The following is a 14,655-nucleotide window of genomic DNA, read 5'->3' as shown; positions in this document are numbered from 1 at the left end:
GTTGCGATAGTGGGCCGATGGCGATGCGTTCACACAATCGTCGCTGAGGTCTGGCCCTGCCGCAAGTGTGACGCTTCAGAGAGGCCCGACCCATTCCTGAAAACCCCCAAGGAGACAAGACATGGCTGATTTTCAACGCCGCGTGCGCTTTGGCGCCGCCGTGCTGGCAGCATTGATGGGTACGGCCTGCGGCGGCTCCAGCGGCACGCCGCCCGAGCTGCGCGAGACCCGCTACGGCGCGGTGCGTGGAACGGACGACAGCGCCACCACCGGCACCTACGCCTGGAAAGGCCTGCCTTTTGCCAAGCCCCCGGTCGGCGATCTGCGCTGGCAGCCACCCGCAGAGCCCGCAGCCTGGACGGGCGAGCGCGACGCCACCCGCTTTGGCAATGCCTGCCTGCAGATGGGCCGCCTGTACGGCCCCGGTGCCAACAACCGCTTTGACGACACCATCGGCCAGACGCTGGGCACGCCCGTGGGCAACGAAGACTGCCTGACCCTGAATATCTGGCGCCCGGCGAACGCGCAGGACAACCTGCCCGTGCTGCTGTTCCTGCACGGCGGCAGCGGCATCTCGGGCTACACGGCCGACCCGGTGTACGACGGCGCCGCACTGGCGCGCAGGGCCAATGCGGTGGTGGTCACGGCCAACTACCGGCTCGATGTCCTGGGGTTCTTCCAGTTGCCAGCGCTGCATGCGGGCGGCAAGGCATACACCGGCAACTACGCGCTGCTGGACAACATCCAGGCGCTGCGTTTCATCGAAGCCAACATCGGCCGCTTTGGCGGCGACCCGCGCAACGTGACGCTGATGGGCCAGTCAGCCGGTGCGACCAATGTGCTGGCACTGCTCGCCGCGCCGCCGGCCGCAGGCCTGTTCCACAAGGCTCTGCCGATCAGCGCGGGCATTTCGCTGCCCACCAACCTGCCCACCGGCGCGATCCCCACGCTCAACCCAGCCGGCAAGTATGCAGCGCAGGCGGGCGCTCTGCTCGCGGCCCTGGCGCTGGCCGATGGCCTGGCGCCCGATGCCGCAGCGGCGGCCGCGCTGGTGGCCGGCTGGACGCCGGCGCAAACCGCCAGCTACCTGCGCGGCAAGGACGGCCGCGTCCTGTTGCAGACCGTGCTCAAGAACGGCCTCACCGGGTCGGGGCCCATTCCCGATGGAGTGGTGGTTCCGGTCGATCCCATTGCGGAGATCGGGGCAGGGCGCTACCACAAGGTGCCCGTGCTGTCGGGCTACACGCTGGACGAGGCCAAGCTGTTTGCGCCGTTTCTCGCACTGCTGGGCGGCAAGCCCGGCATGAAGATCACCGATGCAGAGCGATTTGCGCTGACGCAGGGCTTCAACCCTGACGCCCCCACCACGCTCACGCCGGCAGACGTCATCGACGCGTCCTACCTGCCCGTCACCGCACCGGTCACCGGCTACAACGCCCGCATGAAGCTGCTGGGCGCCGCCTTCATCGACCCGAGCCGCGACAACCTGCTCAACACGCTGCGCACCCAGCAGGCCAACGTCTGGAGCTACCAGTTCAACTGGGCCCAGCAGCCCGCGCCCTGGAACGATGTGTACGGCGCGGCCCACGGTTTCGATCTGCCGTTCGTGTTCGGCAACTTCGGCCCTTCGCTGCTGGCCAAGGCGGCCAACAGCACCGCCAACCAGCCGGGACGCCTGGCCCTGTCGGGCGTGATGATGGACAGCGTGCGCGCCTTCGTGCACACCGGCAACCCCAACCACACCGGCCTGGGGCAGGAGTGGCAGGCCTGGCCGCGCAGGTTCATCTTCGACGCGGACCTGAAGGCTGCGCGCCTCAGCGTTCAATAAGCGTGTTCAGTCAGCCTGCCCGGTGATGTCCAAGCCCATGTCCGTTCACGATGCCACCGTGGCGGCAAGGTATGCACTCAGTGCGTCGTCATCCACGATGGCCACCTTGCCGAAGTCCAGAGACACGATGCCCAGCCCTTCCAGCGTTTGCAGCACGCGGTTCACCGTCTGGCGCGACAGGCCCACCAACTGGCCCAGCTCGTCCTGCGTGAGGTTGAGCCGGCGCGTGCTGCGCCAGAACAGCCGGCTCAGGTACAGCGCCACGCGGTGCTCGGTGGACTGCGTGCGGCCCGCTTCGATGATGGTCATGGCCTGGCCCAGGCGCATGTTCAGGTGCAGCACCAGGAACTGGTTGAAGGCCAGGTGCGTGTCGCGCAGCACGTCGAACAGTGGCAGGGGCAGGCACAGCAGGGTGGTGGGTCGCAGTGCGACCACGTTGTACTTGCGCGGCTCCGGCTTCATGGCCGAGCCTTCGCCAAACCACTCGCCGTCGGGCACGCCGATGAAGGCCGACGAACGGCCCTTGCTGGCGGGGCTTTGCAGCATCACCAGCCCCGACAGCACGGCGTGCCAGCCTTGCACCGCGCTGCCGGCGGGCATCATCACCGTGCCCTTGACGCCCTGGGTCGCAAACACCTCGGCGCGCAGGCGCTCCTGCAGGGCTGCAGGCACGCTGCCGAACCACGGCTGGGCTTCGATGAATCGCTGGGCGGTGGGCGCAAAGCAGAGCATGCGGCGCATTGTCCCTGCTCCTGGGGGCATGCAGGGTAATCCCTGTGCGTTTGTCAACGGGACGACAGGTGTTGGCAAGGCCGCACGGGCGGCGCACACTGCCGTGCGAACGATGGCGGCTGCACTCCAGGGCTCGGGTTTTCACAACCAGCGTGACATCCCGGGGCCGTGCGCCGCGCTACGATGATCTCTCCATTCACCACTACATCCAAGGAGCACCCATGCTGGGTCTGATGCAGAGCCAACCGCTCTTGATTTCGTCGCTGATCGAGTTCGCCGAGCGCCACCATGGCGACGCCGAAATCGTCTCGCGCCGGGTCGAAGGCGACATCCATCGCTACACGTACCGCGACCTGGGGGCACGTGCGCGCCGCCTGGCCAATGCGCTGGATGCCCTGAAGCTGCAGTTCAGCGACCGCGTGGCCACGCTGGCCTGGAACGGCTACCGGCACATGGAGATGTACTTCGGCGTGTCCGGTTCGGGCCGCGTGCTGCACACCGTCAACCCGCGCCTGCACCCCGATCAGATCGCCTGGATCGTCAACCACGCCGAAGACCAGGTGCTGTGCTTTGACCTGACCTTCCTGCCTCTGGTGCAGGCCGTGCACGCCAAGTGCCCCACGGTGAAGAAATGGGTGGCGCTGTGCGATGCCGACAAGTTGCCAGCCGACTCCGGCGTGCCGGGCCTGGCCAGCTACGAAGAGTGGATCGGCGCCTATGCCCCCGACTACGCTTGGCCCGAGTTCGACGAGAACTCCGCATCCAGCATGTGCTACACCAGCGGCACCACGGGCAACCCCAAGGCTGCGCTGTACAGCCACCGGTCCACCACGCTGCACGCCTACGCCGCTGCGCTGCCCGATGTGATGTGCCTGTCGGCGCGCGACTCGGTGCTGCCGGTGGTGCCCATGTTCCACGTCAACGCCTGGGGCATCCCATATTCCGCCGCGCTGACGGGCTGCAAGCTCGTGTTCCCGGGTCCCGCCATGGACGGCAAGTCCATCTATGAACTCATCGAAGCCGAGAAGGTGACCTACGCGGCCGGTGTGCCCACCGTGTGGCAGATGATGCTCGGCCACATGAAGCCCGCGGGCCTGAAGTTCTCCACGCTCAAGCGCACTGTGATCGGCGGCTCGGCCTGCCCGCCCGCCATGATCCATGCGTTCAAGGAAGACTACGGCGTCGAGGTGCTGCACGCCTGGGGCATGACAGAGATGAGCCCGCTGGGCACGCTGTGCACCCTGAAGAACAAGCACCTGGCAATGAGCAAGGACGAGCAGATGAAGGTCCTGCAAAAGCAGGGCCGTGCGATCTACGGCGTGGACATGAAGATCGTGGGCGGGGACGGCGGCGAGTTGCCATGGGACGGCAAGACTTACGGTGACCTGCTGGTCAAGGGCCCGTGGATCGTGGACAGCTACTTCAAGGGAGAGGGCGGCAACCCGCTCGTCAAGGACGCGCAGGGCCGGGGCTGGTTCCCCACGGGCGACGTGGCCACCATCGACGCCGACGGCTTCATGCAGATCACCGACCGCAGCAAGGACGTGATCAAGTCCGGCGGCGAGTGGATCAGCTCCATCGACATCGAGAACATCGCGATGGCGCACCCTGCGATCGCCATGGCTGCGTGCGTGGGCATGCCGCACCCCAAGTGGGACGAGCGCCCCATTGTTGCCGTGGTCAAGCGCCCCGGCACCGAGGTCACTCGCGAGGAGCTGCTGGCTTTCTACGAAGGCAAGACCGCCAAGTGGCAGATCCCCGATGACGTCGTGTTCGTCGATGCCATTCCGCTGGGCGCCACCGGCAAGATGCTCAAGACCAGATTGCGCGAGCAATTGAAGGATTACAAGCTTCCGGGTTTGTGATGAAGACGGGCCCCGCGCTCGGGGGAGCGCGGGGCCAGTCGCGTGTGCGACGCTGGTAGGGGCAATCCCTGAGCATCGCTTTGTTGCAACGCGGTACGCTGCGATTTACTAATTTACAAGGAGACAAGACCATGAAGTTCGCTATTAAGGCTGTAGCAGCCTCGGTAATCCTGGCAAGTGCTGGCGGGGCGTTCGCTCAAAAAGGCGAGACCGTCAAGATTGCGTGGCTCGACCCGCTGTCCGGCCTGATGGCGGCCGTGGGAACCAACCAGCTCAAGAGCTTCCAGTTCATTGCTGAAGAGTTCAACAAGAAGAACGCCGCAGGGGTCAAATACGAGATCATCGGCATTGACAACAAGCTCAGCCCGCAAGAGACCACCAGCGCGCTGCGCTCGGCCATGGACCAGGGCGCGCGCTACGTGGTGCAAGGCAACGGCTCGGGCCCGGCCCTGGCCATCATGGACGCGCTGGAAAAGCACAACGCCCGCAACCCCGGCAAGGAAGTGCTCTTCCTGAACTACGCGGCCGTGGACCCTGACCTCACCAACAGCAAGTGCAGCTACTGGCACTTCCGCCTGGACGCGGACACCTCCATGAAAATGGAAGCCCTGACCACGTACATGAAGGACATGCCCGAGGTCAAGAAGGTCTACCTGATCAACCAGAACTACGCGCACGGCCACCAGGTCGCGAAGTACGCCAAGGAAATGATGGGCCGCAAGCGTCCTGACGTGCAGTTCGTGGGCGACGACCTGCACCCGCTGGCCCAGGTGCGTGACTTCGCGCCCTATATCGCCAAGATCAAGCAGTCGGGCGCCGACAGCGTGATCACCGGCAACTGGGGCTCCGACCTGGCGCTGCTGATCAAGGCGGCCAACGATGCAGGCCTGAACAACGTCAATTTCTATACCTACTACGGCTCGGTCACCGGCAGCCCCACGGCCATGGGCTCGGCCGCCGCCGGCCGCGTGTACATGGTGGCCTACGCCCACATGAACCTGCCGGGCGAGATCAACAAGATCGTGGTGGACTACAAGAAGAAGTTCAACGACGACATGTACACCGGCGCGGTCTATCACGCCTTCACGATGCTCTCCGAAGGCTTTGCCAAGGCCAAGTCGACCGACCCCGTCAAGGTGGCGGCGGTGTTCGAAGGCATGAAGTTCAAGAGCTTCAACGGCGAGGTCGAGATGCGCAAGACGGACCATCAGCTGCAGCAAGGCCTGTTCATCTCCAAGTGGGAGAAGGCTGGCGGCAAGTACCCGCTCGATTCGGAAAACACCGGCTACACCTTCGTGCCTGTGAAGTACTACGAGCCCTATGTGGCCAGCACACCCTCATCGTGCCAGATGAAGCGTCCATAAACCCTGCGCAACCGCTTCGAGGCCCGAGCCACTCGGGCCTTTTTTTTACCCCTGCAGTGAAAAATTCCAATGAATACTGAGTTTTTCGTGATCTCGCTGCTGAACGGCGTGAGCTACGGGCTCCTGCTGTTCATGCTCAGCTCGGGCCTCACGCTGATCTTCAGCATGATGGGTGTGCTCAACTTTGCGCACACCAGCTTTTACATGCTGGGAGCCTATTTCGCTTTCACCATCTCCGGACTGGTGGGCTTTTGGCCGGCGCTCGTGATTGCGCCGCTGGTGGTGTTTGCACTGGGTGCCGCGTTCGAGCGCTATTGCCTGCGCCGCGTGCACAAGTTCGGCCATGTGCCGGAGCTGCTCGTCACGTTCGGGCTCTCGTACCTCATTCTGGAAGTGGTGCAGCTCGTGTGGGGCCGCTCCACCGTGCCTTATGGGCTGCCCGAGCAACTGCAGGGCCCGCTGTTCTCGCTGTACGGCACGCAGTTTCCAAAGTCGCGCTCGTTCGTGATGCTGGTCGCGCTGCTGATGTTGGTGTCGGTGTGGCTGCTGCTCACGCGCACCCGCATTGGACTGGTGATCCAGGCCGCTCTCAAGTACCCCCACATGGTCGAGGCGCTGGGTCACAACGTGCCGCGCGTGTTCATGCTGGTGTTCGGCGGCGGCGCGGCCCTGGCCGGCCTGGCTGGCGTGATCGGCGGCAACACCTACGTCACCGAGCCCGCCATGGCGGCCTCGGTGGGCTCCATCATCTTCGTGGTGGTGGTGGTGGGTGGCATGGGCTCGCTGGCGGGGGCATTCCTCGCATCGCTGCTGATCGGCCTGGTGCAGACCTTTGCCGTGGCGCTCGACTACTCGCTCATCCATGTGTTCAAGGCCGTGGGGGTCGCCGTGACCGACCAGACCTTCGGCTACCCGCTGCTCAAGCTCACGATCTCGCAGGTGGCACCCATCCTGCCCTACCTGTTCCTCGTGCTGATCCTGATCTTCCGCCCCAAGGGCCTGCTGGGTACGCGGGAGGACTGATGCCATGAATTCGACCACCACCACCATCACCCCCCCCAACGCTACCGCTGGCGGCAGCGCTGCGGCCAGCTCGTACTACCGGTTCAAGCCCTGGAATGTGGGCCGCTTCGTCGTCTGGACGCTGTTTGCCGTTGCGCTCATCGTCGCGCCCATGCTGTTTCGCAGCAGCCTGGCGCTGACCATGCTCTCCCAGATCGGCTACCTGATCATCATCTGCCTGTCATACAACATCCTGCTGGGGCAGGGCGGCATGCTGAGCTTTGGGCATGCGGTGTACACGGGCCTGGGTTCGTTCATCGCCATCCATGCGATGAACATGGCGACCAAGGGCTCGGTCAACATCCCGCTGGTGCTCATACCGCTGGTGGGGGGGCTGGCCGGGGCGTTCTTCGCGATCATCCTGGGCTTCGTCACCACCAAGAAGTCGGGCACCACTTTCGCCATGATCACGCTCGGTATCGGCGAACTGGTGGCGTCCATGGCGCTGATGTTCCCCGAGTTCTTCGGCGGCGAAGGCGGCATCACCACCGATCGTACCTACGGCAAAGCCTTCTTCGGCTTGAATTTCGGCTCGGGCATGCAGGTGTACTACCTGATCGCGGCGTACTGCTTCGTGTGCACTGCGGCGATGTTCGCCTTCACCGGCACGCCGCTCGGCCGCATCCTGAACGCCGTGCGCGACAACCCCGAGCGCGTGGAGTTCATCGGCTACAACACGCAGCGCGTGCGCTACTTTGCCTTCATCATCGCCGGCTTCTTTGCCGGCATCGGCGGGGGACTGGCCACCATCAACTTCGAGATCATCACGGGCGCCGACAGCCTGAGCGTGATCCGTTCGGGCGGCTACCTGCTGTTCACCTTCCTGGGCGGAGCCACGTTCTTCTTCGGCCCCATCATCGGCGCGGTGCTGCTGGTGCTGGCCTCGGTGCTGCTGTCCGAGCTGTCCAAGGCCTGGCTGCTGTACCTGGGCCTGGTGTTCCTGTTCATGGTGATGTATGCACCTGGCGGCATCGCCAGCCTGATCATGATGAACCTGCGCCTGGCCAAGTACGGCAAGCTGCGCCAGCTCGGCAGTTCTTACCTGGGCCTGGCCGGCACCGCCCTGGTGGGCGTGATGGGGGCGGCCTGCATGATCGAGATGACCTACCACCTGCAACTCAATGCCGCACTCGGGCCGGAGCTGACCTTCCTGGGCGCCACGCTCAACGCCAAGGGGTTTGCCAGCTGGTTCGGCGCCGTCTTCGTGATGGTCACGGGCTTCGGGCTGTTCGAGCTGTGCCGACGCCAGTTCCTGCGCCAGTGGGGCACGATCCAGGAGGAAATCGAACATGAAATCAAGCGTACGGAGGCGCTGTGAACATGGCTGCTGACAACGCTACCCCCACGACCCACGCCCTGGAGTTGCGCGACCTGCGCAAGAGCTTTGGCAAGACCGAGATCATCCGCGGCGCCAACCTGGCCGTGGCACCCGGCGAGCGCGTGGCCATCATCGGTCCCAACGGCGCAGGCAAGTCCACGCTGTTCAACTTGATCAGCGGGCGCTTCGCGCCCACCAGCGGCGACGTGATCCTGAACGGCCAGCGCATCAACGGCCTGGCTCCGTACGAGATCAACCGCAAGGGCCTGTCGCGCAGCTTTCAGATCACCAATATCTTCCCCAAGCTGTCGGTGTTCGAGAACCTGCGATGCGGCGTGCTGTGGAGCATGGGCTACAAGTACACCTTCCTGCGCTTCCTGTCGAACCTGCACGACGCCAACCAGCGCGCCAAGGAGCTCATGGAGATGATCAAGCTCGACAAGAAGCGCGACACGCTGGCCATGAACCTCACCTATGCCGAGCAGCGGGCGCTGGAGATCGGCATCACCATCGCGGGCGGCGCCAACGTGATCCTGCTGGACGAGCCCACGGCCGGCATGAGCAAGAGCGAAACCACGCGTTTCATTCACCTCATCAAGGAAGTGACCGAAGGCCGCACCCTGCTGACCGTGGAGCACGACATGGGGGTGGTTTTCGGCCTGGCCGACAAGATCGCCGTGGTGGTCTATGGCGAGGTGATCGCTTTCGACACGCCCGACAAGGTGCGCGCCAACGCGCGCGTTCAGGAGGCGTACCTCGGCTCCGTCGTGGCCGATGAGCAAGGCGCGGGACACTGATCATTGACTATGCTGAAAATTGACAACCTCCACGCCTATTACGGCAAGAGCCATGTGCTGCATGGCGTGAGCTTCGAAGTCCAGCCCGGCGAGATCGTGGCGCTGCTCGGGCGCAACGGCTCGGGCCGCTCCACCACCGCCAAGGCCATCATGGGCCTGGTGGACTGGGAGGGCACGCTCGAATGGAAGGGCCAGGCCTTGAACGGCAAGAAGGCCTACGAGATCGCCCATCTGGGTTTGGGCTACGTCCCCGAGAGCCGCGACGTGTTCCCCAACCTCACCGTGCACCAAAACCTGCTGCTGGGCCAGAAGGGCAGCGGCAAGGGCAGCCGCTGGTCGTTCGACGACATGTACGAGATGTTCCCGCGCCTCAAGGAGCGCCAGCACACCGAGGCAGGCGTCATGTCGGGTGGCGAGCAGCAAATGCTCACGCTGTGCCGCACGCTGATGGGTGACCCGGACCTCATCATCATCGACGAGCCCACCGAAGGCCTGGCGCCCAAGATCGTCGAGCTGGTGGGGCAGTACCTGCAGACCATCAAGGCGCGGGGGATTTCGGTGCTGCTCATCGAGCAGAAGCTCACCATCGCGATGAAGATCTCGGACCGCGCGCTGGTGATGGGGCACGGCTCCATCGTGTTCCAGGGCACGCCGGACAGCCTGAGGGCAGACAACTACATCCGCAAAGAGTGGCTTGAAGTCTGAGGGTGACGGCCAACGCATTCTCAAGAGGCGCGTGACAACTCATGGCGCCTCTCTTTTGCCAAAGTACAGGTATTCGATTAAAGGCTCGTTTCAAGCGACACGAGATACGCCATGTGGCCATATGGGTTCTTCCCCCCAGAACCGTTCGGGCTGAGCTTGTCGAAGCCATGCGCAGCGCTTCGACAAGCTCAGCGTGAACGGATGGGGGTTTTCAAGTTCATCGACATGTAGCGCTTTGTGGTCGCATCGGTTCGCGTGCTACCACCAGATACCGTTCGGGCTGAGCCCTTCGACAGGCTCAGTACAGGCTCGTCGAAGCCTCGCGCAACGCTTCGACGAGCTCAGCGTGAACGGTTTCGGGGGTTTCAAGGTCACCGCCTCGAAAACGACCTCGCAGTCAACCCCTTGTCCCGCCCGGGACAAATTGACACGCCAAACTGGTTTGAAGCCCCTACAATAAAAACGCACGATCGTTCTTTTTCACTCTCCAAGGAACAACAGCACCATGACCGCTGAATACAAAGTCCACGGCTCCGTTGCCGTGATCACGCTGGCCAACCCTCCCGTCAACGGGCTGGGCCTGGCCACCCGCCAAGGTATCGTGGACGGCCTGGCCCGCGCCAATGCCGATGCAGCGGTCAAGTCCATCGTCATCACCGGGGCGGGCGGCGCCTTCTCCGGCGGTGCGGACATCAAGGAATTCGGCACCGACAAATCGCTGCAGGAGCCCAACCTGCTGTCGGTGATCCTCGCCGTCGAAAACTCGGCCAAGCCGGTCGTAGCCGCCATGCACACCGTCGCCATGGGCGGCGGCCTGGAGCTGGCGCTGGGTTGCCACTACCGCATTGCGGCGCCTGGCTGCTCGATCGCGCTGCCCGAGGTCAAGCTGGGCCTGATCCCTGGCGCGGGCGGCACGCAGCGCCTGCCGCGCGTGATCGGCGTCGAAGCCGCGCTCAACCTGATCGTGAGCGGCGAGCCCGTCAAGAGCGAACTGATCGCCGGCGTGCCCGGCCAGAAGCTGTTCGACAAGCTGGCTGCATCGCCCGAATCGCTGGCCGAAGAAGCGCTGGCGTTCGCCCAGAGCGTGGCCGATGCGCGTCCGCTGCCCCTGGTGCGCAACTTCCCCTGCAAGCACCCCGAAGGCGACGCGTACTTCCAGTTCGCACGCAACATGGTCAAGGGCATGGCCAAGAACTTCCCCGCTCCCGCCAAGTGCGTGGACGCGGTCGAAGCGGCCACCAAGAAGAAGTTCGCCGAAGGCATGCTGGTCGAGCGCGAGATCTTCATCAACCTGATGTGGACCCCCGAGTCCCGCGCGCTGCGCCATCTGTTCATGGCAGAGCGTGCCGCGAGCAAGATCCCCGACGTTCCGTCGGACACCCCCAAGCGCGACATCAAGCTGGTGGGCGTTATCGGTGCGGGCACCATGGGTGGCGGCATCGCCATGAACTTCCTGAACGCCGGCATTCCCGTCAAGATGCTGGAGATGAAGCAAGAGGCCCTGGACCGCGGCATCGGCACCATCAAAAAGAACTACGAAGCGCAGGTCAAGAAGGGCAAGCTCAAGGAAGACAAGTACGCCCAGCGCATGGCGCTGCTGTCCACCACGCTCAGCTATGACGACCTCAAGGACTGCGACCTGATCATCGAGGCCGTGTTCGAAGAGATGGGTGTGAAGGAAGCCGTGTTCAAGCAGCTGGATGCCGTGGCCAAGCCCGGTGCCATCCTGGCCTCCAACACTTCCACGCTGGACGTGGACCAGATCGCCAGCTTCACCCAGCGTCCGCAGGACGTGGTGGGCATGCACTTCTTCAGCCCCGCCAACGTGATGAAGCTGCTGGAAGTGGTGCGCGGCAAGGCCACTGCCAAGGACGTGCTGGCCACCGTGATGGCCGTGGCCAAGAAGATCAAGAAGACCGCCGTGGTCTCGGGCGTGTGCGACGGCTTCATCGGCAACCGCATGATCGAGCGCTACAGCCAGCAAGCCGGCTTCCTGCTGGACGAAGGCGCCACGCCCCAGCAGGTGGACAAGGCCATCGAGAAGTTCGGTTTTGCCATGGGCCCGTTCCGCATGGGTGATCTGGCCGGCAATGACATCGGCTGGGCGATCCGCAAGCGCCGCTACAGCGAAAAGCCCGACATGAAGTACAGCAAGACCGCAGACCTGCTGTGCGAGCTGGGCCGCTTTGGCCAGAAGACCGGCGCAGGCTGGTACGACTACCAGGCAGGCAAGCGCGACGCGATCCCGAGCGATGTCGTCAACAAGATGATCGAAGAGCACCGCAAGACGCTGGGCACGGCGCCCCGCAAGATCTCCGACGAGGAAATCGTGCAGCGACTGGTGTTCGCCCTGGTGAACGAAGGCGCGCACATCCTGGAAGAGGGCATTGCCAGCAAGTCCGGCGACATCGACATGGTGTACCTGACCGGCTACGGCTTCCCCATCCACCGCGGCGGCCCCATGCACTACGCCAGCGAAGTGGGCCTGTTCAACGTGGTGCAGGCCATGAACCGCTTTGCCCAGAACCCCATGGACGACGCCAACGCCTGGAAGCCCGCTCCGCTGCTGGCCAAGCTGGCCGCCGAAGGCAAGGCCTTCCAATAAGCCCGCGCCACCGTTCATCGATTAAAGGATTTCCCATGACCTCCGCAGTGATTGTCTCCACCGCCCGCACGCCGCTCGCCAAGAGCTGGAAGGGCTCCTTCAACATGACCCACGGCGCGACGCTGGGCGGCCATGCCGTGCAGCACGCCGTGCAGCGCGCCGGCATCGACGGCGCCGATGTCGACGACGTCATCATGGGCTGCGCCACGCCGGAAGGCGCCACGGGCAGCAACATCGCGCGCCAGATCGCGCTCAAGGCCGGCCTGCCCATCACGGCGTCCGGCATGACGATCAACCGCTTTTGCTCCTCGGGCCTGCAGACCATCGCCACCGCGGCCCAGCGCATCATCGCCGGCGAGGCCGACGTGTACGTGGCGGGCGGTGTGGAAAGCATCTCCTGCGTGCAGCAGGAGATGAACCTGCACATGATCCAGGACCTGGCCCTGGCCAAGCAAAAGCCCGAGATCTACTGGAGCATGCTGCAGACCGCCGAGCAGGTGGCCAAGCGCTACAACATCAGCCGCGACGCTATGGACGAGTACGGCGCCGCCAGCCAGCAAAAGGCCTGCGCGGCCCAGGCCGCCGGCCTGTTCGATGCCGAGATCGCCCCCATCACCGTCACCGCCGGCATCGCCGACAAGACACTGGGCCTGATCACCAGGCAGGTCACCGTGAGCAAGGACGAAGGCACGCGCGAAGGCACGACCAAGGAAGGCATCAGCGGCATCCGCCCCGCGCTGCCCGGCGGCGTGATCTCGGCGGGCAATGCCAGCCAGTTCTCCGACGGCGCAGGCGCCTGCGTGGTGACCAGTGAAGAGTACGCCAGCAAGAAGGGCCTCAAGCCCCTGGGCCGCTTCCTCGGCTTTGCCGTGGCCGGTTGCGAACCCGATGAAATGGGCATCGGTCCCGTGTTCGCGGTGCCCAAGGTGCTCAAGAAGTTGGGCCTCAAGGTCGAGGATATCGACCTGTGGGAGCTGAACGAAGCCTTCGCCGTGCAGGTGCTGTACTGCCGTGACAAGCTGGGCATCCCGGCAGACCGCCTGAACGTGAACGGCGGCGCCATCGCCGTGGGCCACCCCTACGGTGTGTCCGGCCAGCGCCTCACGGGCCACGCGCTCATCGAAGGCAAGCGCCGTGGTGCCAAGAAGGTGTGCGTGACCATGTGCATCGGCGGCGGCATGGGTGCTGCCGGCATTTTCGAGGTGTTCTGACCCATGGCCTCTGGGCGCCCCACCGACATGCGAAGTGAAGGCACGGTCTCGCCTGAGGCCTTTCTGGAACTCGGCCGGCAGGTGCTGGCCAACCAGCCCTTCAGCGTGCTGCTGGGGGCCGAGCTGCTGTCGCTGTCGCCGGGGCGTTGCGAGCTGGGCCTGGCGCTCACGCCGCAGTTGCGCCAGCAGCATGGGTTTGCGCACGGCGGGGTGGTGAGCTACCTGGCCGACAACGCGCTCACCTATGCCGGTGGCACGGCCATGCAGGTGCCGGTGGTCACGTCCGAGTTCAAGGTCAACTACCTGCGCCCGGCTGTGGGTGAGCGGCTGGTGGCCCGTGCCGAGGCCGTGCACCATGGCAAGAGCCAAGCGGTGTGCCGCTGTGACGTGTACGCGGTGCAGGCAGACGGACAGGAAAAGCTCTGCGCCGTGGCGCAGGGCACGATCGCCGCGCTGCCTGCCAGTACATCGCAGGCCGGCTGAGCATCTTGCGCAGACACCAACACCGTGAATGATGCAGCGACAGGAGGGTGAAGGAAGGGCTACAAATTGTTGCCTTGTGGAAGCGGGTGGCGCGAGCCGGCGGCGGCTTGGCGGGCAGAATCCGCGCGGCACCCAGGCCAGCCTGGTGCCGTGGCACTCCTTTTTCCTACCTTTCCCTTCACCGGACCATTCCATGCGCCGCATTTCATTCCTCCGCTTTTTCACCGCACTCTCGGCGCTGGCCGTGGCCTGCGGAGCCCATGCACAGAGCTTCAAGCTGCTGCAGCCGCTGGAGACGGATGCCGACGTGGTGCTGCAGGAGATCGTGCTCGATGCCCAGCAGACCCGTGTCACGCTGCTCCTGAAGAACACCACCAGCGAAACCTTTGAAGCCTGCGCCCAGCCCACGGGTTCGACCGAGGCCTTCACGCTCAAGGACCTGGACAGCGGCACCGTGCTGCCCCAGCGCACCATCGGCGGCCTTTCGCTGTGCGGCGGCAAGATGGACATCATCAAGCCCGGCCGCACCAAGTTTCTGAAGATCACTTTCCCGCCACTCCCTGCCGGTGCCAAGCGCCTGCAGCTCGGAGAGGCCAGCTGCCAGCCCCGGCCCGATTCGGACCTGGACTACTGGTGTTTCAAGAACATCGCGCTGCCCGCACGCTGACCTGCGCCTGGCGCAGGA

At 64.6% G+C, this 14,655-nt stretch carries 12 protein-coding genes; 11 read left to right on the top strand and 1 reads right to left on the bottom strand.

What is annotated here, in order from left to right; genetic code table 11:
- The first annotated feature begins 121 nt into the window (after positions 1 to 121).
- Positions 122 to 1,828, top strand: coding sequence for a carboxylesterase/lipase family protein (locus KW835_RS06000; RefSeq protein ID WP_218381392.1), 1,707 nt, complete (start codon positions 122 to 124; stop codon positions 1,826 to 1,828).
- Positions 1,829 to 1,873: 45 nt separating this feature from the next.
- On the opposite strand, the gene KW835_RS05995 is transcribed toward KW835_RS06000, so the two are convergent.
- A complete protein-coding gene (locus KW835_RS05995) occupies positions 1,874 to 2,560 on the bottom strand; it encodes a Crp/Fnr family transcriptional regulator (protein WP_218381551.1) in 687 nt (228 codons plus the stop codon).
- Between the two features lie 221 nt (positions 2,561 to 2,781).
- On the opposite strand from KW835_RS05995, the gene KW835_RS05990 reads away from it, so the two are divergent.
- The 10 genes from KW835_RS05990 (at position 2,782) to KW835_RS05945 (ending at position 14,637) form a co-directional block, all read left to right on the top strand.
- Positions 2,782 to 4,425 carry a 3-(methylthio)propionyl-CoA ligase gene (locus tag KW835_RS05990; protein WP_218381391.1) on the top strand — a complete coding sequence of 548 codons (1,644 nt, stop codon included), beginning with the start codon at positions 2,782 to 2,784 and terminating at the stop codon, positions 4,423 to 4,425.
- Between the two features lie 131 nt (positions 4,426 to 4,556).
- Positions 4,557 to 5,789 (top strand): branched-chain amino acid ABC transporter substrate-binding protein, encoded by a 1,233-nt coding sequence (locus KW835_RS05985; RefSeq protein WP_056165409.1) that lies wholly within the window; start codon positions 4,557 to 4,559, stop codon positions 5,787 to 5,789.
- Between the two features lie 69 nt (positions 5,790 to 5,858).
- Complete coding sequence (locus tag KW835_RS05980) at positions 5,859 to 6,812, top strand: branched-chain amino acid ABC transporter permease (RefSeq protein ID WP_218381389.1); 954 nt, start codon at positions 5,859 to 5,861, stop codon at positions 6,810 to 6,812.
- A 4-nt stretch (positions 6,813 to 6,816) separates the two neighbouring features.
- Positions 6,817 to 8,169, top strand: a complete 1,353-nt coding sequence (locus KW835_RS05975) for a branched-chain amino acid ABC transporter permease (RefSeq protein ID WP_218381388.1) — start codon at positions 6,817 to 6,819, stop codon at positions 8,167 to 8,169.
- A gap of 2 nt (positions 8,170 to 8,171) precedes the next feature.
- Positions 8,172 to 8,966, top strand: coding sequence for an ABC transporter ATP-binding protein (locus KW835_RS05970; RefSeq protein WP_218381386.1), 795 nt, complete (start codon positions 8,172 to 8,174; stop codon positions 8,964 to 8,966).
- 9 nt (positions 8,967 to 8,975) lie between these two features.
- Positions 8,976 to 9,671 carry an ABC transporter ATP-binding protein gene (locus KW835_RS05965; RefSeq protein WP_218381385.1) on the top strand — a complete coding sequence of 232 codons (696 nt, stop codon included), beginning with the start codon at positions 8,976 to 8,978 and terminating at the stop codon, positions 9,669 to 9,671.
- A 505-nt stretch (positions 9,672 to 10,176) separates the two neighbouring features.
- Entirely contained in the window at positions 10,177 to 12,276 is a 2,100-nt protein-coding gene (locus tag KW835_RS05960; protein WP_218381384.1) for a 3-hydroxyacyl-CoA dehydrogenase NAD-binding domain-containing protein, read from the top strand.
- 35 nt (positions 12,277 to 12,311) lie between these two features.
- The gene (locus tag KW835_RS05955; protein ID WP_218381382.1) at positions 12,312 to 13,487 is read left to right on the top strand and encodes an acetyl-CoA C-acyltransferase; all 1,176 of its coding nucleotides are present in this window, start codon (positions 12,312 to 12,314) and stop codon (positions 13,485 to 13,487) included.
- Between the two features lie 3 nt (positions 13,488 to 13,490).
- Complete coding sequence (locus KW835_RS05950) at positions 13,491 to 13,970, top strand: PaaI family thioesterase (RefSeq protein ID WP_370633588.1); 480 nt, start codon at positions 13,491 to 13,493, stop codon at positions 13,968 to 13,970.
- 193 nt (positions 13,971 to 14,163) lie between these two features.
- Entirely contained in the window at positions 14,164 to 14,637 is a 474-nt protein-coding gene (locus KW835_RS05945) for a hypothetical protein (RefSeq protein ID WP_218381381.1), read from the top strand.
- Positions 14,638 to 14,655: the final 18 nt, after the last annotated feature.

It is taken from the genome of Acidovorax sp. sic0104 (genome assembly GCF_019219095.1).
Classification (GTDB): Bacteria; Pseudomonadota; Gammaproteobacteria; order Burkholderiales; family Burkholderiaceae_C; genus Acidovorax.
This window is presented reverse-complemented; position numbering and strand designations above follow the sequence as displayed.